The 25,860-nt window shown below is 73.1% G+C and carries 23 protein-coding genes and 1 tRNA gene; 11 read left to right on the top strand and 13 right to left on the bottom strand.

Annotated elements, in window-relative coordinates:
- Nucleotides 1–142 precede the first annotated feature (142 nt).
- A complete protein-coding gene (locus ABD297_RS20475) occupies nt 143–394 on the bottom strand; it encodes a cell division protein CrgA (protein WP_344256968.1) in 252 nt (83 codons plus the stop codon).
- Between the two features lie 399 nt (nt 395–793).
- Here ABD297_RS20475 and ABD297_RS20470 point away from each other — a divergent pair, with 399 nt between their 5' ends.
- The 3 genes from ABD297_RS20470 (at nt 794) to ABD297_RS20460 (ending at nt 3,348) form a co-directional block, all read left to right on the top strand.
- The gene (locus ABD297_RS20470; RefSeq protein ID WP_344256967.1) at nt 794–1,696 is read left to right on the top strand and encodes a helix-turn-helix transcriptional regulator; all 903 of its coding nucleotides are present in this window, start codon (nt 794–796) and stop codon (nt 1,694–1,696) included.
- A 52-nt stretch (nt 1,697–1,748) separates the two neighbouring features.
- The gene (locus tag ABD297_RS20465; protein ID WP_344256966.1) at nt 1,749–2,657 is read left to right on the top strand and encodes a DUF881 domain-containing protein; all 909 of its coding nucleotides are present in this window, start codon (nt 1,749–1,751) and stop codon (nt 2,655–2,657) included.
- Between the two features lie 61 nt (nt 2,658–2,718).
- Nucleotides 2,719–3,348 (top strand): aminodeoxychorismate/anthranilate synthase component II, encoded by a 630-nt coding sequence (locus ABD297_RS20460; protein WP_344256965.1) that lies wholly within the window; start codon nt 2,719–2,721, stop codon nt 3,346–3,348.
- Nucleotides 3,349–3,469: 121 nt separating this feature from the next.
- On the opposite strand, the gene pknB is transcribed toward ABD297_RS20460, so the two are convergent.
- The 7 genes from pknB to ABD297_RS20425 form a co-directional block, all read right to left on the bottom strand.
- The gene (gene pknB, locus ABD297_RS20455) at nt 3,470–5,431 is read right to left on the bottom strand and encodes a Stk1 family PASTA domain-containing Ser/Thr kinase (RefSeq protein ID WP_344256964.1); all 1,962 of its coding nucleotides are present in this window, start codon (nt 5,429–5,431) and stop codon (nt 3,470–3,472) included.
- Nucleotide 5,432: 1 nt separating this feature from the next.
- Entirely contained in the window at nt 5,433–6,737 is a 1,305-nt protein-coding gene (locus ABD297_RS20450; protein ID WP_344256963.1) for a serine/threonine-protein kinase, read from the bottom strand.
- Nucleotides 6,734–8,194 carry a peptidoglycan D,D-transpeptidase FtsI family protein gene (locus tag ABD297_RS20445; protein ID WP_344256962.1) on the bottom strand — a complete coding sequence of 487 codons (1,461 nt, stop codon included), beginning with the start codon at nt 8,192–8,194 and terminating at the stop codon, nt 6,734–6,736. The genes ABD297_RS20450 and ABD297_RS20445 overlap by 4 nt, the downstream gene beginning before the upstream one ends.
- Nucleotides 8,191–9,588: an FtsW/RodA/SpoVE family cell cycle protein gene (locus ABD297_RS20440; protein ID WP_344256961.1), complete on the bottom strand. Its 1,398-nt coding sequence runs from the start codon at nt 9,586–9,588 to the stop codon at nt 8,191–8,193. Before ABD297_RS20440 ends, ABD297_RS20445 begins: the two co-directional genes overlap by 4 nt.
- Nucleotides 9,585–11,006: a PP2C family protein-serine/threonine phosphatase gene (locus tag ABD297_RS20435; RefSeq protein ID WP_344256958.1), complete on the bottom strand. Its 1,422-nt coding sequence runs from the start codon at nt 11,004–11,006 to the stop codon at nt 9,585–9,587. Before ABD297_RS20435 ends, ABD297_RS20440 begins: the two co-directional genes overlap by 4 nt.
- Nucleotides 11,007–11,010: 4 nt before the next feature.
- Nucleotides 11,011–11,595, bottom strand: coding sequence for an FHA domain-containing protein FhaB/FipA (locus ABD297_RS20430; protein WP_344256957.1), 585 nt, complete (start codon nt 11,593–11,595; stop codon nt 11,011–11,013).
- Nucleotides 11,596–11,671: 76 nt separating this feature from the next.
- Nucleotides 11,672–12,454 carry an FHA domain-containing protein gene (locus ABD297_RS20425; RefSeq protein WP_344256955.1) on the bottom strand — a complete coding sequence of 261 codons (783 nt, stop codon included), beginning with the start codon at nt 12,452–12,454 and terminating at the stop codon, nt 11,672–11,674.
- Between the two features lie 194 nt (nt 12,455–12,648).
- Here ABD297_RS20425 and ABD297_RS20420 point away from each other — a divergent pair, with 194 nt between their 5' ends.
- The gene (locus tag ABD297_RS20420) at nt 12,649–14,250 is read left to right on the top strand and encodes a hypothetical protein (protein ID WP_344256953.1); all 1,602 of its coding nucleotides are present in this window, start codon (nt 12,649–12,651) and stop codon (nt 14,248–14,250) included.
- Between the two features lie 49 nt (nt 14,251–14,299).
- On the top strand, nt 14,300–15,133 hold the full coding sequence (locus tag ABD297_RS20415) for an NAD-dependent epimerase/dehydratase family protein (protein WP_344256952.1): 834 nt from the start codon (nt 14,300–14,302) through the stop codon (nt 15,131–15,133).
- Nucleotides 15,134–15,157: 24 nt separating this feature from the next.
- Here ABD297_RS20415 and ABD297_RS20410 read toward each other — a convergent pair whose 3' ends face one another.
- Nucleotides 15,158–15,628, bottom strand: coding sequence for a MarR family winged helix-turn-helix transcriptional regulator (locus ABD297_RS20410; protein ID WP_344256951.1), 471 nt, complete (start codon nt 15,626–15,628; stop codon nt 15,158–15,160).
- A 55-nt stretch (nt 15,629–15,683) separates the two neighbouring features.
- On the opposite strand from ABD297_RS20410, the gene ABD297_RS20405 reads away from it, so the two are divergent.
- A complete protein-coding gene (locus ABD297_RS20405; protein WP_344256950.1) occupies nt 15,684–17,426 on the top strand; it encodes a DHA2 family efflux MFS transporter permease subunit in 1,743 nt (580 codons plus the stop codon).
- 83 nt (nt 17,427–17,509) lie between these two features.
- Nucleotides 17,510–17,592 (top strand) — tRNA-Leu (locus ABD297_RS20400).
- A 66-nt stretch (nt 17,593–17,658) separates the two neighbouring features.
- Here the strand turns inward: ABD297_RS20400 and ABD297_RS20395 are convergent.
- Together ABD297_RS20395 and ABD297_RS20390 are read right to left on the bottom strand one after the other, a co-directional pair.
- Nucleotides 17,659–19,692, bottom strand: a complete 2,034-nt coding sequence (locus ABD297_RS20395) for an alpha/beta hydrolase (RefSeq protein WP_344256949.1) — start codon at nt 19,690–19,692, stop codon at nt 17,659–17,661.
- The gene (locus tag ABD297_RS20390) at nt 19,689–20,015 is read right to left on the bottom strand and encodes a hypothetical protein (RefSeq protein ID WP_344256948.1); all 327 of its coding nucleotides are present in this window, start codon (nt 20,013–20,015) and stop codon (nt 19,689–19,691) included. The genes ABD297_RS20395 and ABD297_RS20390 overlap by 4 nt, the downstream gene beginning before the upstream one ends.
- Nucleotides 20,016–20,434: 419 nt before the next feature.
- Between ABD297_RS20390 and ABD297_RS20385 the strand changes: the two genes are divergently transcribed.
- From ABD297_RS20385 to ABD297_RS20375, 3 genes are all read left to right on the top strand, one after another.
- On the top strand, nt 20,435–21,436 hold the full coding sequence (locus ABD297_RS20385) for a serine/threonine-protein kinase (protein WP_344256947.1): 1,002 nt from the start codon (nt 20,435–20,437) through the stop codon (nt 21,434–21,436).
- A 123-nt stretch (nt 21,437–21,559) separates the two neighbouring features.
- Nucleotides 21,560–22,210 (top strand): LON peptidase substrate-binding domain-containing protein, encoded by a 651-nt coding sequence (locus ABD297_RS20380; RefSeq protein ID WP_344256945.1) that lies wholly within the window; start codon nt 21,560–21,562, stop codon nt 22,208–22,210.
- Between the two features lie 147 nt (nt 22,211–22,357).
- Nucleotides 22,358–22,753, top strand: a complete 396-nt coding sequence (locus ABD297_RS20375) for a VOC family protein (protein ID WP_344256943.1) — start codon at nt 22,358–22,360, stop codon at nt 22,751–22,753.
- Nucleotides 22,754–23,028: 275 nt separating this feature from the next.
- Here ABD297_RS20375 and ABD297_RS20370 read toward each other — a convergent pair whose 3' ends face one another.
- Entirely contained in the window at nt 23,029–23,736 is a 708-nt protein-coding gene (locus ABD297_RS20370; RefSeq protein WP_344256942.1) for a M50 family metallopeptidase, read from the bottom strand.
- A 195-nt stretch (nt 23,737–23,931) separates the two neighbouring features.
- Between ABD297_RS20370 and ABD297_RS20365 the strand changes: the two genes are divergently transcribed.
- Nucleotides 23,932–24,855, top strand: a complete 924-nt coding sequence (locus ABD297_RS20365) for a matrixin family metalloprotease (protein WP_344256941.1) — start codon at nt 23,932–23,934, stop codon at nt 24,853–24,855.
- 51 nt (nt 24,856–24,906) lie between these two features.
- Here the strand turns inward: ABD297_RS20365 and ABD297_RS20360 are convergent, their stop codons facing one another.
- Nucleotides 24,907–25,842, bottom strand: a complete 936-nt coding sequence (locus tag ABD297_RS20360; RefSeq protein WP_344256940.1) for a 2-dehydropantoate 2-reductase — start codon at nt 25,840–25,842, stop codon at nt 24,907–24,909.
- Nucleotides 25,843–25,860: the final 18 nt, after the last annotated feature.

The raw sequence follows: 25,860 nt of genomic DNA, 5'->3' as shown, positions 1-25,860 counted from the left end.
GATAACTTCGCGTCGGCGCGCTGGAGGTTGTGCACGGCCGTCATCCACAGCTGTGGACCGAAATGCAGGACGCCGGCCGTCCACAGGTGTGGACAGCCGGCGTCCCGCCGCTTGTGGGCAGAGCCCGGAAGGTCGGCAGTGGTCAGCGCCACCGCATCGTCATGATGAAGCCGCCCATGAGCAGGACGAACCCGACACCGAGATTCCAGACCCCGATCGAGCCGATGGGGTACTTGTACTCGGACACGTAGTAGACGACGATCCACAGCAGCCCGAGGACGAGCAGCGTGATGAAGACGGGCGCCCACCAGGTGGGGTTGGGCTCGGCGGCCTTGCTCGGGCGGGGCGGCGTGTATGCCGCCGCCTTGTGGTCGCGGCCTTTGGACTCGGGCACTGCGTTCTCCTTGCTCTGAGTTGAGGCAAGGGTAACCAATGACGCGCGCGGCGTCCCTGCCTGCGCGGACGTCCCGGGCGGACGTCCCGGGCGGGTGGCCCGGGGGTGGCCAGGGCGGGTGGCCTGTCAGTCCGTCGGGCGTCGCCGGTGGGCGTGCGTCCACGGCGGGCGGACGCGCCCCCTGTCTGCGCTCCGCCCGCCGCCGCCACCCCCCGGCGACCGGGACGACGATGACATCCGGCGCACTGATGTGTCGCATCCGCTCGTGCTCGGTTGCATGAACCTGCAGTCGACCGGCGCGACTTCGGCGTGTTTGTCGTGAAAAGAGGTGGACACGAGTTGACCTCGGCGCGGAACCCGGCATGCTGTCAGCCGGGACAGCAGAACAGGGGACGAGACGTGAGGACCAACCCGGAAGAGGGTCTGGAGCAGGGTTCGACGCAGTACGTCGAGCAGGGCCCGGCCGTGATCTCGCCCCGCGGTTCGCACCAGGGCCCGCACCAGGTGCTCCACCAGATGCTCCACCAGGGCTCGGGACCGGGCCAGGGCGACCACGACCTCGCCGCGTCCGCCGTCGTGCTCACCGGTCTCGTCAACACCCTGGCAGTGACCTGCCTCGGAGGTGGGCGCACCCCGGGCTTCCGCCGGCTCGGGACCGGCAGCGAGGAGATCGAGCGCAACCTCGCCGAGGCCGTGGAGCCGACGACCCGGCGCTCGGCGTGGTCGATGCAGCCGATCATCCAGTTCGACCCCGGCGACGACCTCCGCTCGACCAACGCGCGTTCGCTCGCCCGCGGCCTCGACATGCGCACCATCACCACCGAGCGCACCCTGCGCCTCAACCCGCTGTGCTCGTCCGAGGACCCCGAGATCCGGGTCGGCCCGGCGCTCTTCCAGTGCATCCTCGTCGACGGCTCCACCGCCGTGGTCGCCGGACCGCTCAGCGCCCAGGGCTTCCCGACGGCGTGGCTGGCCACCCGGGCCGACGTGGTCGACCACGTCACCGAGCTCTGGCACGAGACCTGGGCGCGGTCACGCCCTGCCGTCCCCGAGGGCACGGCTGCGCCCTTCACCCCGCGGCAGTGCCTCGTGGCGCGCCGCCTCGTCGTCGGCACCAAGGATGCGGCCATCGCCCGCGAGCTCGGCGTCTCGCTGCGCACGGTCGCCGCCGAGATCTCCCACCTCATGACCACCCTGGGCGCGAGCAACCGCGCGGCGGCCACCCTCGCGCTCCGGGGCGGGCTCCAGCAGGGCGAGATCACCTCGCTCGCCCCCTACCTCCGGTCGGGCCCCACGCCGTGACGAGGCACAATGGAGGCGGCGCGGACGGTCCGCGCGAGCGAGGTCACCCGTGATGCAAGACGCCGAACCGCCTGAGCCCACCGTGCCGACCGAGCCGACCCAGCCCTCGGAGTCCGTCGAGCCCTCGGGCTCCCTCCAGCCCGGCGACGCCCCCGTGTCCCCCGAGGTCGAGAACGCCGAGCAGACGCAGCAGACGGAGCTCGTCACCGAGGCAGCCGCAGCCCCTGGGCGGTCGAAGCCGCGCCGCCGCATCACCTGGGGCGTGCTCGTCCCGGTCGTCATGGGCGCTGCCGGGCTGATGTTCGCGATGAGCTTCCAGGCCGCGCAGGGCCGTGACCTGCGTGCCGACCGCGACCTGCCGCAGCTGATCATGGAGGGCGATGCCCGCGTCGCCGAGCGGGCCAGCACGCTGGATGATCTGCAGAAGGAGGTCGAGGCGCTCAGCCGCACCAATGCCCCGGCCGACGACCACCTCTCGAGCCTGACCCGGGCCGCCGACGAGCTCGCCCCGACCGCCGCCACGACGAAGGTGCGCGGCGCCGCGCTCGAGGTGAGCCTCGACGACGCGAAGCGCAGCGCCGACTCGCTGCCCGACGGCTTCACGGCCGACGACATCGTCGTGCACCAGCAGGACGTGCAGGCCGTCGTCAACGCGATGTGGGCCTCCGGCGCCGAGGCCATGATGATCCAGGACCAGCGGGTCATCTCCACGAGCGCCGTCCGCTGCGTCGGCAACACCCTGATCCTGCAGGGCCGGGTCTACTCCCCGCCCTACCGCATCACCGCCATCGGTGACATCGACCGGATGGAGCGGGGGCTCGACGCCGACCCCTCCGTCACGATCTACAAGCAGTACGTCGACGCCGTCGGTCTCGGCTACGGCCTGCACACCCTCAGCTCGATCGAGTTCCCGGCCTACTCCGGCACGGTCGACTTCCAGTACGCCTCGCCGATCCGCTGAGCGCCACCACCCCTCGACAGCCCCTCGACCGCCCCTCGAAGGCCCCTCCCGAAGGACTCGCATGACCCGCATCCTCGTCGTCGACAACTACGACAGCTTCGTCTACACGATCGTCGGCTACCTCGAGCAGCTGGGCGCCGACTGCACCGTCGTGCGCAACGACGCCGTCGAGGCCGCCGAGGTGACGGGCTACGACGGCGTGCTCGTCTCGCCGGGACCGGGGACGCCCGAGCACGCCGGCGTCTCGATGGACGTCATCCGGGAGTGTGGCCGCCTGGCCCGGCCGATGTTCGGCGTCTGCCTCGGCCACCAGGCGCTCGGCGTCGTCATGGGCGCGACCGTCGGCCGCGCGCCCGAGCTGCTCCACGGCAAGACCTCGCTCGTGCACCACGACGGGACGGGCGTGCTCGAGGGCCTGCCCAGCCCGTTCACCGCGACGCGCTACCACTCGCTGACGATCGACCCGCAGACCCTGCCGGACGAGCTCGTCGCCACCGGGCACACCGACTCGGGCCTCGTCATGGCCGTGCGGCACCGCGACCTGCCGCTGCACGGCGTGCAGTTCCACCCCGAGAGCGTGCTCACCGAGGGGGGTCACCGGATGCTCGCGAACTTCCTCGCGATGTGCGGTGACGTCCACGCCGTCGAGCGCTCCGCCGGCCTCAGCCCCCTCGTGACCGCGGCGGTCTGACCCCCCGGCGACCGGCATACGTCCAAGCACACGAGACGGCACCCGACCCGGTCGGAGCCCGCGACACGACGAAGGGCCCCTCTCGCTCGGGAGGGGCCCTTGGCCGTATGCCGTGTGCCCGTCAGGGCGTCGGCGGTGGCGTCGTCGTCGTCGTGGTCGGCGGCGCCGTCGTCGTGGTCGGGGGCGGCGTGACCGTCACCGTCGGGGTGGGCGCCCGGGCGACCTTGACCGTGATCTGGGTGCCGACCTTGACGACGTCGCCGGCGCGGTCGACCGAGAGCACCTCGTCGGGGGTCTTGGCGGAGTCGACGGTCTCCTTGCGGGGGTCGAGCCCGGCATTCTGCAGGGCCACGGCGGCCAGGGCCCAGTCCTGCCCGACGAGGTTGTCGGGCACCTTGACGTTGCCCGTGGCGTAGAAGATCTTGACCTTCGAGCCCTTGGCCACGACCGCCTGCGCGGCGGGCTCGGTCTTGGTGACCTTGTCCTTGTCCTGGGTCGAGACGTTCTCCTGCTGGAAGCCCGACACGACGAAGCCCTGCTTCTCCAGCTCTGCCCGCGCCGCGTCCTTGTCGAAGCCCGTGACGTCGGGGACGGTGAGGTTGTCGGGCCCGGTCGAGACGACGTACTTGACGATCGACTGCTCGGCGATTCGCGTGCCCGACTGGGGGTCCTGGCTGATGACGTCACCCTCGGCCACGGTCGTGCTGGCGGCGGGCGACTTCTCGCCGCGCAGGTTGTTGGTGGCCAGCGCTCGGGCCGCGGCGTCTTCCTTCATGCCCGTGAGGGTCGGGACGGTGACCATGGTCACCGCCGGCGTCTGGTTGCCGAACCACGTCACGGCGCCCCAGCCGACGAGGGCCAGCAGGGCGATGACGAGCGCGGTGATGAGGGCGGCCTTGCCCTTGCCGCCCTTCTTCTGCTCGCCGTCACCCTCGTCGTGGCCGACGGCGGGCAGACCGGCCGTGTTCTCGTAGCGCTCGCCGCGGGCGCCGACGGGGGCCTGCACGGCGGTGGGGGTGCCCGCGACGGCATACGCCTGCGGGAGGGTCTGCGTGGCCGCGGCCCCGACCGCGGCAGCCGTGCCGAGCGCGGCCGCGCTGATCTGGCGGCCGAGCCGGACGTTCTCGAGGTCGGCGCGGAAGGCGGTCGCGTTCTGGTAGCGCGCCTCGCGGTCCTTGGCCAGGGCGTGCAGCGTCACGGCGTCGAGGTCGCCGCCGACGGCGTCGTTGAAGACGCTCGGGGGCTGCGGCAGCTCGCCGACGTGCTGGTAGGCGATGGCGACGGGCGAGTCGCCGGTGAAGGGCGGTCGACCGGCGAGCAGCTCGAAGAGCAGGCAGCCGGTCGAGTAGAGGTCGGAGCGCTCGTCGACGGTCTGGCCCTGGGCCTGCTCCGGCGAGAGGTACTGCGCCGTGCCGACGACCGACTGGGTCTGGGTCATGGTGGCGGCGGTGTCGGCGATGGCCCGGGCGATGCCGAAGTCCATGACCTTGACGTGCCCGCCGCTCGTGATCATGACGTTGGCGGGCTTGATGTCGCGGTGGACGATGCCCATCCGGTGGCTGTAGGCGAGGGCGTCGAGGATGCCCTCGGTGACGCGGATCGCCTCGGCCGGGTCGAGCTGCTGGTGCTCGGTCAGCTGCTGGCGCAGGGTCTCGCCGTCGACGTACTCCATGATGATGTAGGGCAGGGTCGTCCGCGTGCCGTTGGGTCCCTCGACGGCGCTGTCGTCCTCGCCCGAGTCGAAGATCGCCACGATCGCGGGATGGTTGAGCCCGGCGGCCGACTGCGCCTCGCGCCGGAAGCGCATGAGGAAGTTCGCGTCGCGCGCGAGGTCCGAGCGCAGCATCTTGATGGCGACCTGGCGCCCGAGACGGGTGTCGTGACCGAGGTGCACGTCGGCCATCCCGCCACGTCCGATCAGCTCGCCGACCTCGTAGCGTCCGCCGAGGACACGGGGTGCGGTGCTCACGTCGTTGGCCTCTGCTCGTTCGGGTGCTGGGTCATCCTGGTCCGCTCGTCGGGCGCCTGGATCGCGCTGGTCGGGCTGGTCGGGCTGGTCGGGCTGCTCGAGCCGGTCGGTCATCTCACTTCGCCTTGCCCTTCCCGTGGCCCTTGCCGGGGTGGGCGGGCTGCTTGGCGGTCGTCGCGGCCTTGACGGCAGGGGCGGCGGCGCGCGTGGTCGGTGAGGCCGTCGCCGTGGTGGGCCGGGTGGTCGTGGGCGTGCTGCTGGGGACGGCGGTGGTGGCCGGGGCGCTCGACGCCGACGGCCGGGCGGCAGGGCTCGCGGCCGGGCCGTCGACGGTGCCGCCGAGGGCGAACGCGCCCCACACGACGAGACCGACCAGCGCGACGACGGGGACCGCCAGCCACGCGGCTCGACGACGGAGCGGCGGGCGACGCCGCTCCGTCCCGAGGACGGCGGGCCTCGCCGCGGGCAGGGGACGCGTGCCGGATCGGCCTGCGGAGGTGGACGGGCTCGCCGGCCGCAGCTCGTTCGGACCGGCGACCTGCGGCAGGAGGGCCGTCGCCTGCACCGGCGTCCCGACGGGCGCCCGCAGCGCGCCCACCGGCATACCGGCGGCCTCGGCGACGCTGCGGGCGTCGGCCGGGCGGTCGGACGCCGACTTGGCGAGGCACGCGTCGACGACCTCACGCAGGTCGAGCGGCACGGTGCCCGGCAGCTCGGGCGGGGCGTCGTTGACCTGGGCGATGGCCGTCGCGACCGGCGTGCCCATGTCGAACGGCTTGCGGCCGGTGATCATCTCGTGCGCCACGACACCGAGGGAGTAGAGGTCGCTCGAGGCTGTCGCGGGCTCGCCGAGCGCCTGCTCGGGGCTGATGTAGTCGGGGGTGCCGAGCACCTCGCCCGTGAGGGTGTGGCCCGACCCGTCGCCGAGCCGGGCGATGCCGAAGTCGGTGAGCTTGGCCTGGCCCTCGGGCGTCACGATGATGTTGGCGGGCTTGACGTCACGGTGCACGACGCCGGCCTCGTGGGCCGCCGACAGGGCCAGGGCCGCCTGGCCGAGCACCGAGCGCACCTCGTCGGCCGGCATGCCGCCGTCGCTGTCGCGGATGATGTCACCGAGCGTGCGGCCGGGCACGAGCTCCATGACGAGGTATGCCGTGCCGTGCTCCTCGCCGTAGTCGAAGACGGCCGCGATGTTGGGGTGGTGCAACGACGCGCTGCCGCGCGCCTCGTCCCGGAAGCGCTCGAGGAAGGACTCGTCGTCGGACCCCTGTGGGCGCATCACCTTGACGGCGACCGGGCGCTGCAGGACGTCGTCGGTCGCCTCCCAGACGTCGCCCATCCCGCCCGAGGCGATGGCGGCACCGAGGGTATAGCGGCCGCCGAGGGTGGCGCCGGTCCCGAGGCTCGTCGGCACGGTCATCGGCTCAGCACCGCCTGCATGACCGCGCGGGCGATGGGCGCCGCGACGCGGCCACCGCCGATCTCGCTGCCCGTGACGCCGCCGTCCTCGACGACGACGGCGACGGCGACCTTGGGGTCGACGGCGGGTGCGAAGGAGATGAACCACGCGTGCGGCGGCTTGCCCGGGTCGTGCTGGGCGGTGCCGGTCTTGCCTGCGACGTCGACCCCGCTGATGCGGGCACGGGCGCCACTGCCGTTGTTGACGACCGAGACCATCATCTTGGTCAGCGTGCTCGCGGTCTGCTCCGAGACGGCCTGCGACAGCTCGACCGGGTCGGGGGCCGACTGGATGATGTCGAGGTTGGCGCTGCGCACCGACTGGATGAGGTAGGGCGTCATGACGCTGCCCTTGTTGCCGATGCCGGCCGCGACCATCGCCATCTGCAGGGGCGTCGTGCGCACGTCGTACTGGCCGATCGCGGCCTGGGCGGCCTGCGGGGCGTTGAGGTCGGCCGGGACCGAGCTCGTCGCGACGCGCATCGGGATCTGGAGCGAGTCGCCGAAGCCGAACTTCGCGGCCTGGGCACGCAGCTTCTCGCCGCCGAGGTCGAGACCGAGCGAGCCGAAGGTCGTGTTGCACGAGATCTCGAGCGCGTGGATGAGCGTCGTCTCGTTGTTGGGACCGCAGGCGCGGCCGTCCTCGTTCGGCAGGTTGGTCGTGGTCAGCGGCAGGTCGAGCTGGGCCGGGCCGGGCACCTTCGAGTTCTCGTCGCTGACGACGCCGTCCTCGAGCGCGGCCGCGGCGGTGATGACCTTGAAAGTCGACCCGGGCGGGTAGATGCCGCTGATCGCGCGGTTGAGGTAGGGCTTGTCCTTGTCGGTCGAGAGGGACTGCCAGGCCTTGGCGGCCTTCGTCAGGTCGTGGCTCGCGAGCGGGTTCGGGTCGTAGGACGGGTGGCTGACCATGGCGAGGATCGCGCCGGTCTTGGGGTCGAGGGCGACGACCGCGCCCTTGCTGGCGCCGAGGGCCTGGTCGGCGGCCGCCTGGACCTTGGGGTCGATCGTCAGCTCGACCGTGGCCCCGGAGGTCTTGCGCCCGGTGATGAGGTCGGTGACGCGGCGCACGAACAGCTGGTCGGCGTTGCCCGAGAGCAGGTCGTCGGCGGCGTGCTCGAGACCGTAGGGAGCGCCGACGGAGTACGAGTAGAAGCCGGTCAGGTGGGCGTAGAGCTTGTCCTGGGGGTAGCTGCGCAGGAAGCGGTACTGGTCCTGCACCGGGACCGACTTGGCGACGGCCTGGCCGCCGACGATGATCGAGCCGCGCTCGCGGGCGTAGTTGTCGAGCAGGGTGCGCTTGTTGCTCGCCATCGCTCCGAGGCTCTTGGCCTGTGCGAACTGCACGATCGTCGACGCGACGAGCAGCGTGGTGAAGAGCGCCGCGATGAGGATCGACAGCCGGCGGATCGGGGTGTTCACGACAGCCTCACCACCTGGGTGACCTCGGCGGGCGACGGGTCGTCGGCGGCCACCCCCACGGGGATCTCGGGCATCGGCCGACGGGCCTGGTCGGAGATGCGCAGCAGCAGCGCCATGATGACCCAGTTCGCGAGGAGGGACGAGCCGCCGAGCGACATGAAGGGCGTCGTCAGGCCGGTCAGCGGGATGACGCGCGTGACGCCACCGATGACGATGAAGAGCTGGAAGGCGACCGAGAACGACAGGCCGATCGCGAGCAGCTTGCCGAACCCGTCACGGACGCCGAGGGCGGTGCGGATGCCGCGCTGGCAGAAGACGAGGTAGAGCAGGATGATCGCGACGGCCCCGAAGAGGCCCAGCTCCTCGCCGAGGCTGGGGAAGATGAAGTCGCTCTCGGCGAACGGGGTCAGGTAGGGCCGACCCGCGCCGAGACCGGTGCCCGTGAGGCCGCCGGAGGCCATGCCCCACAGGCCGTTGGCGAGCTGGTTGGACCGATCGAGGCTCTCGGGCGAGAACGGGTCGAGCCAGAGGTCGACGCGCTCGTGGAAGTGCGCGAAGGCCGTCAGGGCGAAGACGACCGCGGCGGCGAAGAGCAGCAGGCCGATGATGATCCACGAGACGCGCTCGGTGGCGACGTAGAGGACGGCGACGAACAGCCCGAAGTAGAGCAGGGACGTGCCGAGGTCGTTCTGGAAGACGAGCACGACGACGCACAGGGCCCAGGCGACGACGATCGGGCCGAGGTCGCGGCCGCGGGGGAAGGTGAAGCCGAGGATCTTCTTGCCGGCGAGGGAGAGCACGTCGCGCGTCTGCACGAGGTAGCCGGCGAAGAAGATCGCGAGGGCGATCTTGGCGAACTCGCCCGGCTGGAAGTTGAACGGGCCGAGGCTGATCCAGATCTGCGAGCCGTTGATGGAGCGGCCGAGGCCCGGAGCGAGCGGGAGCAGGAGCAGAACGAACGCGGCCGCCATGCTGACGAAGGTGTAGCGGCGCAGCAGCCGGTGGTCGCGCAGCACGATCAGCACGGCGATGGCCAGGACGACGGCCAGGGTGGTCCAGATCAGCTGGCGGTAGGCGTCGCCGTCGGTGCCGAGCTTGCCCCGAGCGAGGTCGAGCCGGTGGATCATCACCAGGCCCAGACCGTTGAGCACGGTGGTGACGGGCAGCAGGACGGGGTCGGCGTAGGCCGCCTTCCACCGCAGCACGAGGTGCACGGCGAGCACGAGGACGGTGAAGCCACCCGCGACGGGGAGGATGTTGGGCGGCACCGTGCCGTTGCGGTTGAGGTCGGTGGTCACCCACGCGAGCAGCACGATGCCGATGGCGAAGAGCAGCAGGAGCAGCTCGGCGCCGCGGCGGGTGCGCGGCGTCAGGGCCTCGACGGTCGTCGTCACGCGGCCACCCCCGCGATCCGGTCGGCCACGGGACGCTCACCGGCGGCGCTCGCCTTGGGCGTCGACGTGCTCGGCGAGGGCGTCGGCGACGTGGGGGCCGGTGAGGTGGGGGACGTCGGAGGCGTGGTCGGCAGGGGCGTCGGTGCCGGGCTCGTGCCGCACGGCGTGCCCGTGGCAGCCAGGTGCTGGCAGCGCAGGGCCTCGCCGCGCAGGGCCGCGATCTTGACCTCGGCGTCGGCGAGGTCGCGGGCAGGGATGGTGTTCTGCACCGAGGCCTGCACGTCGGTCGGCAGGTCGGAGACGAGCACGTCGGACATCGTCTCGACGTGGGAGAGCCGGATCGGGCCGAGGTCCTGCGAGACCCCGCGGAACAGGGCGATGTGGCCGCTGTCGGCCGCGACGAAGAACTGCCGCTGCGACCACGCCCACGCGCCGTAGCCCCCGCCGCCGAGGATGGCGGCCACGACGAGGACGGCGATGGTGCGCAGCAGGATCTTGGACCGGCGCGAGCGCTTGCCGTCCTCCGCGAGCTCGAGCGCGTCGTCCTCGGGCTCGGCACGGCCGGTGGCCTCGCGGGAGAGCGCCGCGGCCTTCTCGGCAGGGCTCGTCGGGATCGCACGGGTGCGGCCGCGCATGCGCTTGCCGGCGGCCCCCACGACCTGCGGCACCGTCGTGGGCAGGTCGTCCCCGTCGGCGTCGACGACCTCCGCGACGATGACGGTGACGTTGTCGCGGGTGCTGGCCTTGAGGGCGATCTCGATGCAGCGGTCGGCGGCCTCGTCGGGGGTGCGCGCCTCGCGGACGATCTCCTCGATGACGTCGGCGCCGACGAAGTCGGACAGCCCGTCGGAGCACAGCAGGAAGCGGTCGCCGATCTTCGCCTCGCGCAGCGAGGTGTCGGGCTCGTCGTCGGGCTGGCCCGTCATGACCCGCGTCACGACGGAGCGCTGCGGGTGGTGGCCGGCGTCCTCCTTGGAGATGCGGCCCTCGTCGATGAGCTGCTGGACGAAGGAGTGGTCCTTCGTGATCTGCGAGAACGTGTCGCCGCGGAGCATGAAGGCCCGCGAGTCGCCGATGTGCGCCATGGCGAGCTTGTTGCCCGTGCGGAGCATGACGATGGTCGTGCTGCCCATGCCGGCGAGCTCGGAGTTCTCGTGCATCGCCTTGGTGAGCTTGGCGTTCGCGGCGTGCAGCGCCTCCTCGAGCAGCGGGATCGCCTGGTCGGCGGTCACGTCCTCCTCGTCGAGCGGCGCGAGCTCACCGACGATCATCGAGCTCGCCACGTCGCCCGCGGCGTGCCCACCCATCCCGTCGGCGAGGACGAGCAGGTTGGGACCGGCATACCCCGAGTCCTCGTTGCGGGACTTCGGTCCCAGCCCGAGGTCGGAGCGCGCGGCATAGCGCAGGGCGATCGCCATCGGGTCAGCCTCGCAGTTCGAGGACGGTCTTGCCGATCCTCAGGGTGGTGCCGACCTCGACGGGCCGCGACCCGGTGAGGCGGTCACGACCGATGAAGGTGCCGTTGGTGGAGCCGAGGTCCTCGACGGCCCAGCCGTCGCGCCCCGACGGGTCGGGATAGATGCGGCAGTGCCGGCCCGAGGCGTAGTCGTCGTCGAGGACGAGCGCGCACTCGGGGTTGCGACCGATGAGGACGCCGCCGCTGCGCAGCGGGAGGGACGTGCCGGCCAGAGGGCCCTCGGTGACGACGAGCGTCGTCGGGACACCCTTGCCGCGGGTCTTGCGACCGGGAGCCTTGCGACCCGAGCCCTGCGCGGCGGCGACGCCGGCCGCGCCTGCCGCGGCACCCGCCCCGGCCGCCGCCGGAACGGGCGTGCGGGCAGGCCCGCGCTGCTGGTTCTGGGCCTCCTTGGCCGCCTTGCGCTTGCCGCGGCGGGTCACCGCCGTGCCGTAGATGTCGGTGCGGAGCACGCCGACGACGCTGAAGATGAAGAGCCACAGCAGCGCCAGCAGACCCAGCCGCAGCAGGGTCAGGGTGAGTTCACTCATGCGTCACCCGATGTCGTCGCCGGAGGAAGGGGCCCGCAGGTCACCGGGCTCGTGCTGGTCAGGCTGCTCATCGCGCTCACCGGCGCCCGGCACGGAACGTCGCGGACGTGCGGCCGATCGTCAGTCGGTCGCCGTCCTGGAGGCGCTGGCTCGAGATGCGGTCGCCGTTGACGAACGTGCCGTTGGTCGAGTTGAGGTCGCGGATCGAGGTGACGAGGTGCGGACCGTCGGTCGTGACCCGGATCTCGCTGTGCCGGCGGGACACGCCTGGGTCGTCGACGACGATGTCGGCGGTCTCGTCGCGGCCGAGCGTCGTGATGCTGCCGAGCAGGGGGTAGCGGTCCCCGGAGATGTCGAGCCACGGGCGGGCCGAGGGGTTCGAGCGCGGCGCGGGTCGCTGGACCGGGGCCTCGTCGATGACCGTGCCGGCGCTGGTCTGGGGCCGGGGGGCGGCCGGGGCCTGCTCGCGGGCGGGCTCGCGCCCTGCCTGCTTGGCCGTGGCGGGACGCACGCGGAAGACGCCGGTCTCGAGCCCCTCACCCTCGACGAGCTGCACCTCGAGCGGACCGCCGGGCTGGTAGCCCTGCGAGTCGGCGTGCTCCTGCGCCGCGGCGACGAGGTCGTCGGACAGGTCCTCCTCGTAGTCGCCGAGCCGGTCGTAGTCGGTCTGGCTGAGCTCGATCGTGTAGAGGTTGGGGACCATGGCGCGTCCGTGGCCGAGCAGGGCGGCGCGGTCGTCCATGGCGCGGCGGATCGCGGAGGCGATCTCGACGGGCTGGACCTCCGACTTGAAGGCCTTGGCGAAGGCACCGTGGACAGCCTTGGCGAGACCGTGCTCGACACGGTTGATGATTCCCACGCCGTCTCCTCCTCCGTGTTGAGCGCTCTGCTGGGCGCTTCATCGTAACCGGGTCACCCCCTACAGCCCCCAACCGACAGTCGGGGGCGACCTGTGGAAATGCCCCGTTCTGGCCGCTCCGGAGGCGGTCGGCGGGTTTGATGTGTGGCGCAGTCGTGGGACGATCACACGGATCCCGCAGCAGGATCCAGCACGTGATCACCCACGTGATCCCGCCGCGTCAGGCCAGCAAGGAGTGCTCGATGAGCAACAACGAGACCGGTAGCACCGAGAACCAGGGCATCCCTGGCTTCTCGGCGAACAACAGCATCCCGGGTGGTTTCGCTCTTCCCATCCCCGTGGCGGGCGCCGGTGCCGGCGAGCCCGAGCAGCCTCCGGCCGACCCGTGGAGCTCGACGTGGGACGACACGTCGTGGCAGTCCGGTGAGACGTCGGTCTCCGACGAGACCACCTCCTACAGCCTGTCCGAGCTGAACGGGCTGAACCGGCACGACGGGCTCAACGGCCACGACGACCACGTCGCGCTGAACGGCCACGACGGGCACGACACCGACCTGTCCTCGTCCTCCGGCTCGGCGAACACCTGGACCGAATGGCAGCCCTCCGACCCGGGCACGAGCGACTGGTCGGCGACCACCGACACCGAGGACGAGCCGTCCTACTCCGGCTGGACGCCGGCCGGCAGCACCGACGAGCACCGCTCCGACGGCGCCGCGGCGGCCGCCTCCCTGTCCACCGACCACAGCGCCGCCCAGCAGGCGTATGCCGCCCGCCCGGCCGTCGACCCCGACGTGGCCGCCGCGGCGGCCGAGGGTGGCTACGACCCCGAGCCCTCGGCATACGACCTCACCCCGGCCCCGCGCACCGGCAACTCCGACCGCCCGAGCGCCGAGGACCTCATCACCGCGCGCTCCAAGGGTGAGCGCCAGAAGGTCAAGGCCAACTCCGGCCTGCGCAAGGCCTTCGGCCTGGGCCCGAGCGTCAAGGAGATGCTCGAGCGCGACCGCATCGACCGCATCGCGCGGCCGCTCGGCGGGCGCAAGACGATCATGGTCATCAACACCAAGGGTGGTGGCGGCAAGACGCTCGTCACCCTCATGCTGGCCAGCTACCTCGGCCGCTACCGCTCGGGCTCGGTCCTCGCGTGGGACAACAACGAGACCGAGGGCACGCTCGGCATGCGCGCCCCGTCGCAGAGCCACCACCGCACGGTCGTCGACCTGCTCGGTGCCCTGCCGACGATCGCGGGCGACCCCAACGCCGGCACCTCCGAGCTCGAGCACTGGGTGCGCGAGCAGCGGGGCCTGTCCTTCGACGTGCTGGCCTCGGCCGACGACGACGAGGCGATGCGCATCATCGGCGAGCAGGAGTTCGAGGACCTCCACACCCAGCTGTCGCGCTTCTACCGGATGATCGTCGTCGACACCGGCAACAACCGCCTGTCGCCGAACTGGCTCGCCGCCGCGGCCCGCGCCGACATGCTCGTCTTCGCGACCTCGCTCAAGGACGACACCTCGGTCGTGGCCGCCAAGAACCTCGACGCGCTCGTCGCGATGGGCCGGGGCGACCTCGTGCGCAACGCCGTCTGCGTCATCTCGCACACCTCCGCCAAGGGCAACGACGTCGGTGCCGGCGTGCACACGCGCGAGCACTTCGAGCAGTGGGTGCGCGCGGTCGTCGACATCCCCTACGACCCGATGCTCGCGCCGGGCCTGCACCTCGACCCCCTGAAGATCAGCCGCAAGACCCACGAGTCGTGCATGGAGATGGCCGCCGTCGTCGTCGACGGCCTCTGACACCACGGCCCGAGGCGACGCGTCCCGCCCGGACCGGTATACCGCAGCCATGGCACTCATCGCGCTGACCGGGGCGTCCGGACGCATCGCCACGGCCCTGCGGCCCCGGCTGCGGGCAGCCGGGCACCGGCTCGTGCTCTGCGACGCGCCGGACGCCGTGGGAGACGCGCTGCGTGACGTCGACCCGGCGACCGAGCGGGTCGTCGAGGCCGACCTGCGCGACATCGACGCGCACGCCTCGGCCTTCGCGGGGGCCGACCTCGTCGTGCACCTCGGCGCCCACTCCGACGAGCGCCCCTGGGACGAGATCCTGGCGGTCAACATCGACGGCACCCGCGCGGTGTGCGAGGCGGCCCGGCTCGCCGGCGTCGGGCGGATGCTGCTCGCGAGCTCGGTCCACGCCGCGGGCTACGTGCCCGTGGACTCGCCGCGCGCCCGCGAGGGCATGCCGCTGCCGGCGCCCGACACGTACTACGGCGTCAGCAAGGCGGCGCTCGAGGCCATCGGGGGGTTGTATGCCGGCCGCTTCGCCATGACGGTGGTCAGCGCCCGCATCATGACCTTCGACGACCGGCCCGGCGGCCCGCGCTCGCTGCAGTCGTGGCTGTCGCCAGACGACATGACGCGGCTCGTGCTCGCCGCCCTGACCACCGGGGTGCCGGGGCACCACGTCGTCTGGGGCGTCTCACGCAACACGCGCCGGGTCGTCGACCTCGCTCCGGGGCTCGCCATCGGCTTCGACCCGCAGGACGATGCCGAGGCGCACGCGTCGGAGGTGGAGCGTCGTGACCCCAGCCGACCGCCCGGGGTGCTCGGGGGCAGCTTCGCCGACACGGCATACGTGCTCGGTGAGCCGCACGGCGGCACCCGGCCCGGCCCCTGACCGAGGGCAGGCGCCCCACGGCGGTCAGTCGTCGGTGGCGAACCGGTGGTAGACCTCGGTCGCGGCCTGCAGGTAGCGGTGGATCGCCTCACGCTCGGCGTCGGTGAACTCGCCGGTCAGGGCGTCGAGCCGGTCGAGGAGGCTGCGCAGCTGGCCGCGCACCTCGGTCGCGGCCGACTCGGTGGGCACAAGTCTCACCCGGCGCCGGTCGGTGGTGTCGCGCTCTCGCAGCAGGTGCCCGGCAGCCTCGAGGCGGTCGACGACGTCGGTCATCGCCGCGGGCGTGATGCCGAGGCGGGTGCTCAGCTCGCGCGGACCGAGCCGGCCGTCGGACGCAGCGACGTGGCTCATCGCCGACAGCTCCGTCGGGTGCATCCGCATGCGGCGGGCCAGGGCGCCGGACGCCTCGGCCGTGGCAGCCCCGAGCGCGCGCAGGGCCCAGGTCTCCGGCTCGTGGGCGCGGGGTGGGGTGCCGTCCGGGGCTGGGATTGCCATGCAGCGATGCCACTGCTTCCACATGTTCAGGGGATCTAAACATCTTGGAGGAACCATGGGTCAAGCAGCGGCTCAGGATGCCACCGTCGAGTCCGCCGCCCGAGGCGGCGACCGGCGACGGTGGTTCGGGCTCGTCGCGATCAGCGTCGCGGTCGCGCTCATCATCGTCGACTCGACCATCGTCAACGTCGCGGTGCCCTACATCGTCGACGACCTGGGGCTCACCTCGTCGCAGGTGCAGTGGGTGCAGGAGTCGTACACCCTCGTCTTCGCCGCGACCCTGCTCATCTGGGGCACCGTCGCCGACCGCATCGGCCGACGCCGCATGCTGCTCGTCGGGGTCGTCGTCTTCGTCGCCGCCTCGGTGCACGCGGCGGTCGTCGGGTCGGGCGAGGCGCTCATCGGGGCCCGGATCATCCAGGGCTTCGGCGGGGCGATGATCCTGCCGACGACGCTCTCGCTCATCAACGCCGGCTTCACCGGCCGGGAGCGCGGCATCGCCTTCGCCGTCTGGGGCTCGACCATCGGCGGCATGGTCGCCGTCGGCCCGCTCCTCGGCGGCTGGCTCACCACGTCGTTCTCGTGGCGCTGGGCCTTCGGGATCAACCTGCCCATCGGGCTGCTCATCGTCGCCGGCGTCCTGCTCTTCGTCGACGAGTCCCGCTCGCCGCGGGCCGGGCGCATCGACGTCGTCGGCGCGCTGCTGTCGGCCGTCACCTTCGCGACGCTCGCCTTCGGCCTCATCGAGGGCCGCACCTACGGCTGGTGGAGCGTGACGAAGCCCTTCCAGCTCGGCCCGTGGACGTGGTCGAGCGGGCTGTCGCCGGTCGCGGTGGCCTTCGCGGTGACGCTGTTGGCCGGCACGGTCTTCGTCGTGCGGACGCTGCGACGGACCGCGGCCGGTCGACCGACGCTCTTCCGCTTCGACCTCTTCGGGATCCGGTCGTTCCGCAACGGCAACATCGCCGCGATGATCGTCAGCCTCGGCGAGTTCGGCATCGTGCTGTCCCTGCCGCTCTGGCTGCAGAACGTCCTGGGCTACACCGCCTTCCAGACGGGCCTCGTGCTGCTGGCGCTCGCCATCGGCTCGTTCACGGCCAGCGGGCTCGTCACGGTGCTGAGCGCCCGGCTCACCGCTGCCGCGATCGTCCGGATCGGCATCGTCGCCGAGATCGTCGGTGTCGCCGGTCTCGGGCTCGTCATCGGGCCGTCGACGTCGTGGGCGGCCGTCGCCCCGTGCCTGTTCGTCTACGGCTTCGGCGTCGGGCTCGCGACGGCCCAGCTGACCGGGGTCGTGCTCGTCGACGTGCCGGTCGAGCGCAGCGGCGAGGGCTCCGGCCTGCAGTCGACCGCACGCCAGGTCGGCTCGGCCCTCGGCATCGCCATCCTCGGCACCGTCCTCTTCACCACCGCCGGCGCCCGGCTCGACTCGGGGCTGGCTGACCTCGGCGTGCCCGCGGCCGCCCGCACCGGCATCGTCTCCGCCGTCGTCGAGAGCGCCGGCGGTGCGATCCCAGGGCTGTCCAAGGACCCGCCCACCGCGGCCGCCGCGCCCGTCGCCGAGCAGGCCTTCTCCGACGCGACGCGGTATGCCGCGTTCACCGCTGCCGGCTTCCTCGTGCTCGGCCTGCTCGCCACCCTCTCGCTCGGCGACCCCCGCCGCGACGGGCAGGGCCCGGGCGGACGTCGTCGCGGTCGTCACCGCGAGGGGTATGCCGGGAGCCGCGACCCGTCGGACGGCCGCGGTGACGCGGTGGCCGAGGACGTCCCCGGGACCGACGCGCCGGCGGTCCCGTAGCCCGCCACGCGGCACACGCCATCGGTCCGGTGGCCCCGGTTTGGCGATACCGGGCCTGATACAGCACACTGTCTGCTTGTCACGCGCGAGTGGCGGAACGGCAGACGCGCTGGCTTCAGGTGCCAGTGTCCGAAAGGGCGTGGGGGTTCAAATCCCCCCTCGCGCACGCGATGACGAAGGGCCCCGGTTCTCAGGAACCGGGGCCCTTTCGCATGCCTCCCGGCAGGCGCGGTCAGGGCTGCTGTCGGACGGGGGCGGCGTCGGTGAGGACCGACAGGACGTTCTTCCACCCGTCGGCGCCCTGCTCGAGCACGCCGCCGTGGGCCTCCCAGAAGCGGAGCTCGTGCCCGTCGGCGGCGTCGTCGCCGGTGAGCCGCTCGACGCGGTCGAGGTCGGCGGGGTCCGCCCCGTGCCCGATGTCGGGCAGCGGCTGGACGGGCAGCCCCTGGACCAGACGGATGGGGTCGTGGACGGAGGTGATGGCGTAGCGGCGCGTGTCGCAGCGTGCGGGGCGCAGGTCGTCGACGTTCGCGACGTCGTGCCCCGCGCCGGCCGACTCGAGGTGCACGACGTTGTCGGCGTCGAGGCCGTACTGCTCGCTCGTGCCGACGACGGCGCCGCCGTAGGAGTGGCCGATGACCGTGAGGGCCGGACCGACCCGGTCGCCGTCCGCACCGTGGACCCGGGTGCCCGCGGCAGCCGAGTGGTCGATCTCCTGGCGCAGGTCGTGGCTGAAGGAGGCCAGGGCGGGTGCGAGGCGGTCGGCGTAGTCGCGGAAGGGCGCGTCGGTGGGGATGTCGTCGGGCAGGTCGCCACCCATCCACGTCACCATCGCGACGCTGCCCTGCGCGGCGTCCACCCACGACTGCGACCGCCGGGCGTTGGTGTCGTGGCCGCCGAGCTCGGCCGTCGTGCCGGGCACTAAGACGCCGACCCCGACCGTCCGGGCGGTGAGCCGGCCGTGCAGCTCCACGACCGACCCGTCGTCGGCGTTGTCGAACCACACGATCTGGCGGGTCGGGTCCGCGGCGAGCCGCTGCAGCTGCGACAGGTGCTTCTCGTTGTTGCCCACCTCGGTCCAGTCGGCGCCGGACCCGGTGCCCGACTGCTCGCCGACGGCGGCGGCGTCGAGGAGGTCGCGCGTCAGGGCGGCGTTGCGTCGCCGCTGCTCGTCCACGGCCGCCACGACGCGCACGTGGTTCGCCGTCGCCCGGGCGGTGAAGGGTGCGCCGGACAGGTTGCCCACCACGCCCGGCCAGAGCAGCGCCGCCAGCTGCTGCTCGGACGGCGAGAGCGCCTCGAACGCGTCCCGGACGGCGATCCGGCGTGGCCAGCCGGGGTCGCCGACGGAGGTGAGCGTCGGCTGGGGCGCCGGCCCGAGCGTCGCGAGGAACGTCTCGAGGGACACCAGCGGCGCCACCGTGCCACCCGACACGACGGACGCCCCGGTGACGAACGGGTCGACGAGGGCCCCGGTGTCCGCGCCCGCGACGGGGCGGCGCGCGACGAGCCGCGCGGCGAGCTCCGGGTGGGCCTGGACGTAGGTCGCGAAGGCCGCCGCGTCCCACCCGGCCGCCTCGGCGGGCAGCACGCCCGAGCCGACGAGCCGGGCGACCTGCGGGGCCAGCCGCCCCTGCGCCCGCGCACCCGCGGCCAGCAGCCCCAGCTCGGTGCGCAGTCGCGACACCCCGCTGCGACCCGCGCCCGTCCCCGGGACCGGCGCCGACCCCTGGGCCGTGAGGCGGTCCAGCCGACGGGCCACGTCGGAGACCTGCTCGCGGACGTGCCGTTCCAGGCGGGCGTATGCCGTGTCGACCGACGCCGTGTCCGGGTGACCCGTGCGGGCGCGAACCAGGGCGAGCTGCCGCTCCGCCTGCACGATGCGCGCGCGGGAGTGCGGGTCGCCGAGGTCGGCCCGGACCGCGGCGGCCAGCTCGAGCTCCGCCCGGTGGAGCAGCTGCCACGCCTCCTCGAGCTCGACGACCTGACGTCTCCACCGCTCCAGCGGGTCGACGAGACCGGTGAGGATCCCCGCCGCGAGCCCGTGCGCGTGGGCCACTTCGGCGGTCGCGTCGGCGCACCGCCTCGCCTCGGCCAGGGCGGCCGCGCCGGCACCACCCTCGGGCCAGGCTGCTGCCACCGCGGAGACCTGTGCCTCGACCTCGCGCGCCACACCGTCCATCCGGCGCGCGACGCGGAGCCACGCCCCCGCCCGGTCCGCGACCGCCCGGGGGTCGTCACCGACGAGCGCGAACCGCACGGTCACGCCTCGCCCCTCCCGACACCGGGGGCGTGCGACAGCAGCCGGGCCGTCACCCGTTCGAGGTCCTGCCGCGCCCACGCCGCCCGATGCAGGTTCGAGGCCAGCAGCCCGAGCTCCGCGCGCACGGCGAGCAGCCCGTCGCCCCACACCTCGTCGAACCGCGCCACCTGGGCGCCGACCGAGCACTCGCCCCCTCGGGGCGACAGGGCTGCGCCGCCTCCCGGCCCGGACGGGGTCGACGGGACCGCGTCCCCGGCCAGACGCAGGCGGGAAGCGGCCGCGGCGACGGCTCCGACGTCCACCACCTCGCGGCTCACCTCGGCCACCCCGGCCACCCGGCGCCTGCCGCGCGCGCAGGGCCGACGGTCCACCCGGCATACGCGGCACGTCGAGCACCCACTGCGTGCACGGCGTGCGCGCAACTTCGGCCCGACGTGCCGTCTCCCCTGTCCATGGGCCGACGCTAGAACGGGGACGAGACCGGCGTCGGTCGTCGTCCACAGGCTCGCTCCAGCGCACCCCGCGCGGCCCGACGGCGGGCGACAACTGGGTCGAAATCGGCTGTTCGAGGCGGTCGAGGGAGGGGTATGTAGGCGGGAGCCGTGAACGCGGGGGACGGTTCAGCAGAGACCAGAAGCGTGAATTCTCAATCTTCGCGCCCTCCCGTAACATGACCGCTGACGAAGGCCCCTAGAGATGTCAACTGACGCGCACCTTCAGTCCGAAAGCCGCAGGTGCCCCTGACATGAACCGTCTGGAAGAAGGGTTCGTGCTGGGCGAGCGCTACCGCCTGGACCGCCGCATCGCCTCCGGCGGGATGGCTGACGTCTGGGCCGGCACCGACTCGGTGCTCCAGCGTGAGGTCGCCGTCAAGATCATGCGCCCGGACGCCGACCACGAGCGGCTCTTCGCCCTGCGCTTCCGCGACGAGGCCGTGCACTCGGCGGCGCTGCTGCACACCAACATCGCCACGGTCTTCGACTACGGCGAGGACCAGGGCCTCGCCTTCCTCGTCATGGAGCTCGTGTCCGGCGAGCCGCTCTCCGCGGTGCTCAGGGAGCGCGGGCCGCTCCCGCCGAGCGAGGTCCGCTCGATCATGGGTCAGGCGGCGCTCGCCCTCGGCGTGGCGCACGAGGCCCGGGTCGTGCACCGCGACATCAAGCCGGCCAACATCATGGTCCGCGACGACGGCCTCGTGAAGCTCACCGACTTCGGCATCGCCCGCGCCCTCGACGCCTCGGGCCACACGCAGCACGGCGAGATGCTCGGCACCCCCAACTACATCAGCCCGGAGCAGGCCCTCGGGCACGCGGCCACCGGCGCGAGCGACCTCTACGCTCTCGGCGTCGTGGCGCACGAGATGCTCGTCGGACAGCGCCCGTTCGACCGGGGCACCCCCATCGCGACGGCGCTCAGCCACGTCAACGAGCCGCCCCCGCCGCTGCCCGACGACATCCCCGAGGACCTGCGCGACCTCATCGCCGAGTGCCTCGAGAAGGACCCCGAGAAGCGGCCCGTCAACGCGGCCGCGGTCGCGGTCCGGCTCGGCCTCGGCGACCAGGAGCTGCGCGGTCTCGCCCTCGGGCTGGCGACCGCCATCAACGGCTCGCCGGCCGAGATGCTCGACGAGGTCGAGGAGCTGCACGGCGAGGTCCGCGAGGGTTCGATCACCGGCTCGCGTCCCGCGGTCGTCGACCCCGACGAGCTCGGCGCGACGCAGGCCATGCCGTCCGGCGTGCCCGACTGACGGCACCCCACTGACGGCGCTCCACTGACCGCTCGGCCGACCTCTCGACGGACTTCTCGACGGGCGGGGCCGAGGTTGGACGGCGTCACTGGCGCATCGGCCGATCCGACCTAGTCTGGACGCATGGCGACCTTGCCACTCTTCCCGCTCGGCACCGTGCTCATGCCCGGTGCGCGACTGCCGCTGCAGATCTTCGAGCCGCGCTACGTCCAGCTCCTGAGGGACCTGCTCGACGGCCAGGACGAGCGCTCGCCCGTCTTCGGCGTCGTGGCGATCCGTGAGGGCTTCGAGGTCGGCGAGGACGGCGTGCGCGCGCTGCACCCGGTGGGCTGCGGCGCCCTGCTGACGCAGGCGGCCGCCCTGGAGGGCGAGCGCTTCCTCGTGGTGTCGGAGGGCACCGACCGCTTCCGGCTCGACGACATCGACGAGTCTGCCGGCACGCCCTACACGACGGCCCGCATCACCTGGCTCACCGAGCCCGACGGCGACGCCACCACCGTCGTCGAGCTGGCCGCGCGGCTGCGCGCCGAGCTCTCCGCCTTCGCCGCCGCGACCGGGGGCGAGGCCGAGATCCCCATCGACGACCGCCTGCTCGCGTATGCCGTGCCGGAGACCGTGAGCCTCGACGTGGCCGACCGCCAGCGCCTCCTCTCGAGCAGCGACACGGAGTCACGCCTGCGGCTGGCGCTCCAGCTCGTCCGGCGCGAGCGGGAGTTCGCGGACGCCCTAGGTGCGGTCGGCAGCGCCCCGCTCCCGCCCTTCAGCCCCAACTGACGCCCGGCCGACCAGGACCCGGGCCGGGCACGTCTGACGCCCCGGACGGGGCGCTGGTTCTCCGCCGGTCCGACCTGCGCGGAGGCCCGCTGACGCGGAGCCCGTTCCGGCGGGCCGGTGCGACGCTGCCGTCGTAGGGTCGGGCCTGTGTTCTCCACGCCCCAGGTCAACATCTACGCCCGTGACGTCGAGACCTCGCTCGGCTTCTGGTCGGCGCTGGGTTTCACCGAGACGTTCCGCACGCCCGCCGACGGGCCGCCCGACCACGTCGAGCTGACGCTGCAGGGCCTCAAGATCGGCATGGGCTCGGCCGAGCTCGGGGTCACCGAGCACGGTCTCGACATCCACCTCGACGAGCGCGGACGCGGCATGGAGGTCGTGCTGTGGACCGACGACGTGGACGCCGCGCACGCGCTGGCGACCGGCCGAGGGGCGCGCAGCCTGCAGGAGCCGCACGACGTCCGGGCGCTGCGGGTGGCCTACGTGCTCGACCCCGACGACAACCCCGTCGAGTTCGTCGCGCACCGCGACGACGCCGGTTAGTCCACCGGGCCGGCGTCGGGCGCCCGAACCCGACGGCACGCCCTGTCAGTCCCCTGCGTGTCGTCGGGCCTGGTCCCGCCCGTGCGGCCGGGACCTCCCTCGAGGTGCGTGGGTGGCTCCCCCTAACGAACCACCCGGGGCTCGCTTACCCATCCGGCGGCGGGTTGCACACGAGCGCCCGGGCCGTGGGCACGGGCCACGACCCGGCATACGCGGTCAGGCGGGTGGGGCCCGGCCTACGGGTCGGCGGGGGGACGACCCGCGTGCGCGGTCGGTCAGCGCAGCGTGGCCACGACCTCGGCCCCCACGACCCACGTCGAGAGGGCGCACACAACGGCGAAGGAGAGGTTCCACAGGGCACGGGGCACCGGCGTCAGCGACGCGAGCACCCCCGGGTCGCTGCCGCGGCTGCGGTCACGCAGCACGGCGGACAGGTGGCGCCACGCGCCGACGAGCAGCACGACCCCGAAACCGACGAGCACCTGCGTCTGCAGCGCGTCGTCGCGCCACCACCACAGGGCGGCCGAGGCGGCGATGGAGACGACCATGACGACGACCGTCAGTGCCGACCGGACCCGGACGAGGGCGAAGAGCAGCACGGCGAGCCCGGCGGTGATGACCGGAGCGGCCCACCCACGTCCGGCGGTCCAGACGAGCGCGGCCCCGAGGAGCGCCGGCATGGGGTAGCCCGCCCACGTGGAGGCGACCCGACCGGGGCCCCGCACCGGGCCTCGGGTGACGGCGTGGCCGGACATGTCGCCGCGGAGCACGAACCCGGTGAACTGGCGCCCGACGAGGACGCCGACGACGGCGTGCCCGAGCTCGTGCACGAGGGTGACGGCGAGGCGCACGACGCGCCAGAGCGGCTCGACCGCGACGAGCACCAGGGCGACGCCCAGGACGATGAGCAGCCGCGGCGCCGTCAGCGCGACGTCGGTGGTGGCCGGGACCACCCGGTCGCGTACCGCCTCGATCCAGGTCACGGACGCAGAACCTAGCCGACGTCCTTGTGGACGCGTGCGCGCACCTGCGGGTCAGGGTCGGGCACGAGCCGGGCCAGCACCCGGAGGGTCGCGGCGGGTGCACCGTCGGCCGCGGCGGGTATGACGGGACGTGGTCCCGCACGAGGCGACGGCCTCGATGCGACAGGACGGACGGATCACGGCACGATGCTGAGCATGCGTCAGGGGACCAGCGCGCGTCTGCCCGGCCGGCACCGAGCGGCAGCCGGGGATGACTCGGAGGCCACGGAGGCCAGCGGGCATCGCCCGTCCGGGGTGGCGGGCGCGGTCGCGACGACGCGGAGGCTGTGGTCACAGCTCCGCCTTCCCCACGGCGTCCGGTCCGCCGTGGCCCTCCTGCTCGTGGCGGTGACGCTCGGCGTCTGGCTGTGGCAGGTGCGGCCCTTCGACTCGAGGCACGGCTTCGGCGTCGACGCCCCGTCGGCCGGCATCGGCGCGGCCCGTGCGCCGCTCGGCGCTCCCCCGTCGATGCCCGGTGGGCAGGGCGGCTACACGTTCATGCGGATGCAGGGCAACGGCGCCGACCCTGTGGCCTACGACCCGTGCCGGCCGATCCACTTCGTGACGAGCAGCGTCGGGCTCCCGGACGGAGGCGACGCGCTCGTGCGCGAGGCCGTCGCGGCGATGTCGGAGGCGAGTGGCCTGCGCTTCGTCGACGACGGGCTCACCGACGAGGCGCCGACGCCCGAGCGCGACCCGTTCCAGCCGGACCGCTACGGCGACCGGTGGGCGCCGGTCTACATCGCCTTCGCGACGCCGCAGCAGATCCCGCGGCTCGCCGGTGCCACCGTCGGGCTGGGTGGGAGCACGCCGCGAGCGGCCGCCGACGGCGTCCTCGTCTACGTCACCGGGTCGGTCTGGCTCGACGTCGCCGCGATGGACGACCTGCTCGCTGCAGGGCGCCGGGACTCCGCCCGCGCCGTCGTCGAGCACGAGATCGGGCACGTGCTGGGTCTCGACCACGTGTCCGACGCGACGCAGCTGATGTCCGAGACGGGCGGCTCGGGCGCCGGCCCGGCCGACGGTGACCGTCGCGGGCTCGCGATCCTCGGCCGCGGGGTGTGCCGGCCCGACCTCTGACCGACGCGTCGACGCGGAGGTGGCGTCACGGCATACGCCCCCTGACGGGCCTCAGCCGATGACGGAGCCCGGGTGCCGCGCGGTGAGCACCTCGAGGAGGAGCCGGTGCAGCGGGACGTCCACGTCCGACCCGCTCGCCAGGCGAACCACGGCGCCCGTCCACGCGTCGAGCTCGGACGGCCGGCCCTCGAGCAGGTCCCGCTGGAGGGTCGTCGTGCCGTCGGCGGGCTGGTCGTCGACGAACGCCATCGTGCCCGCGACGACGCGGTCAGGCAGGCGTATGCCGCGTGCCCGGGCGAGCGCCTCCACCTCGCGCATCGCGTCCTCGAGCAGCGCACGGCGGGGCGGCTGCGTGCGCAGCTCGCCGATCGTGGCGTCGAGGGCCGCGCCGAGGCTGCCGAACGGGACGACGAAGAGCATCTTGGACCACAGCTCGGCCCAGATGTCCTCGGGCGCCGGCGACGCGGCGCCGGAGTCGACGAGTGCCTGGCGCAACCGGGTGACCCGCTCGGAGGGGACCCCCGGCGTGGCCGACCACTCGTCGACGACGAGCGAACCGGGCCCGCCTACGTGGGTGATGCGGCCGGGGGCCTCGATGTGGACGAACAGCTTGGCGATGCCGGGCAGCACGGCCGCGCGCCCGACCGCGGCGGCGACCTGGTCGGGCGCCTCGACGCCGTTCTGCGTCGTGACCACCGCCGTGTCGGGGCCGACGAGGGTGGGCAGCGCCGCCAGCACCGGCGGGAGCTGCCACGTCTTGACGGCGAGCAGCACGACGTCGACCGGTCCGATCGAGCCGATGTCGTCGGTGGCCTGCGCCGGCTGCACCGTGAAGTCGCCGGCGACGCTCGTGACGACGAGCCCGTGCTCGCGGATGGCCTCGAGGTGGGCGCCCCGCGCCAGGAAGGTGACGTCGTGCCCCGCCATCGCGAGCCGGCCGCCGAAGTAGCCGCCGATCCCACCCGTGCCCAGCACCGCGATGCGCATGACCGTCTCCTCGTGTCG

Source organism: Terrabacter carboxydivorans (assembly GCF_039532035.1).
In the GTDB taxonomy this organism is placed as follows: Bacteria; Actinomycetota; Actinomycetes; order Actinomycetales; family Dermatophilaceae; genus Terrabacter; species Terrabacter carboxydivorans.
Note: the sequence above shows the minus strand (reverse complement) of the source record. Positions and strands in the feature narration are given on the sequence as shown.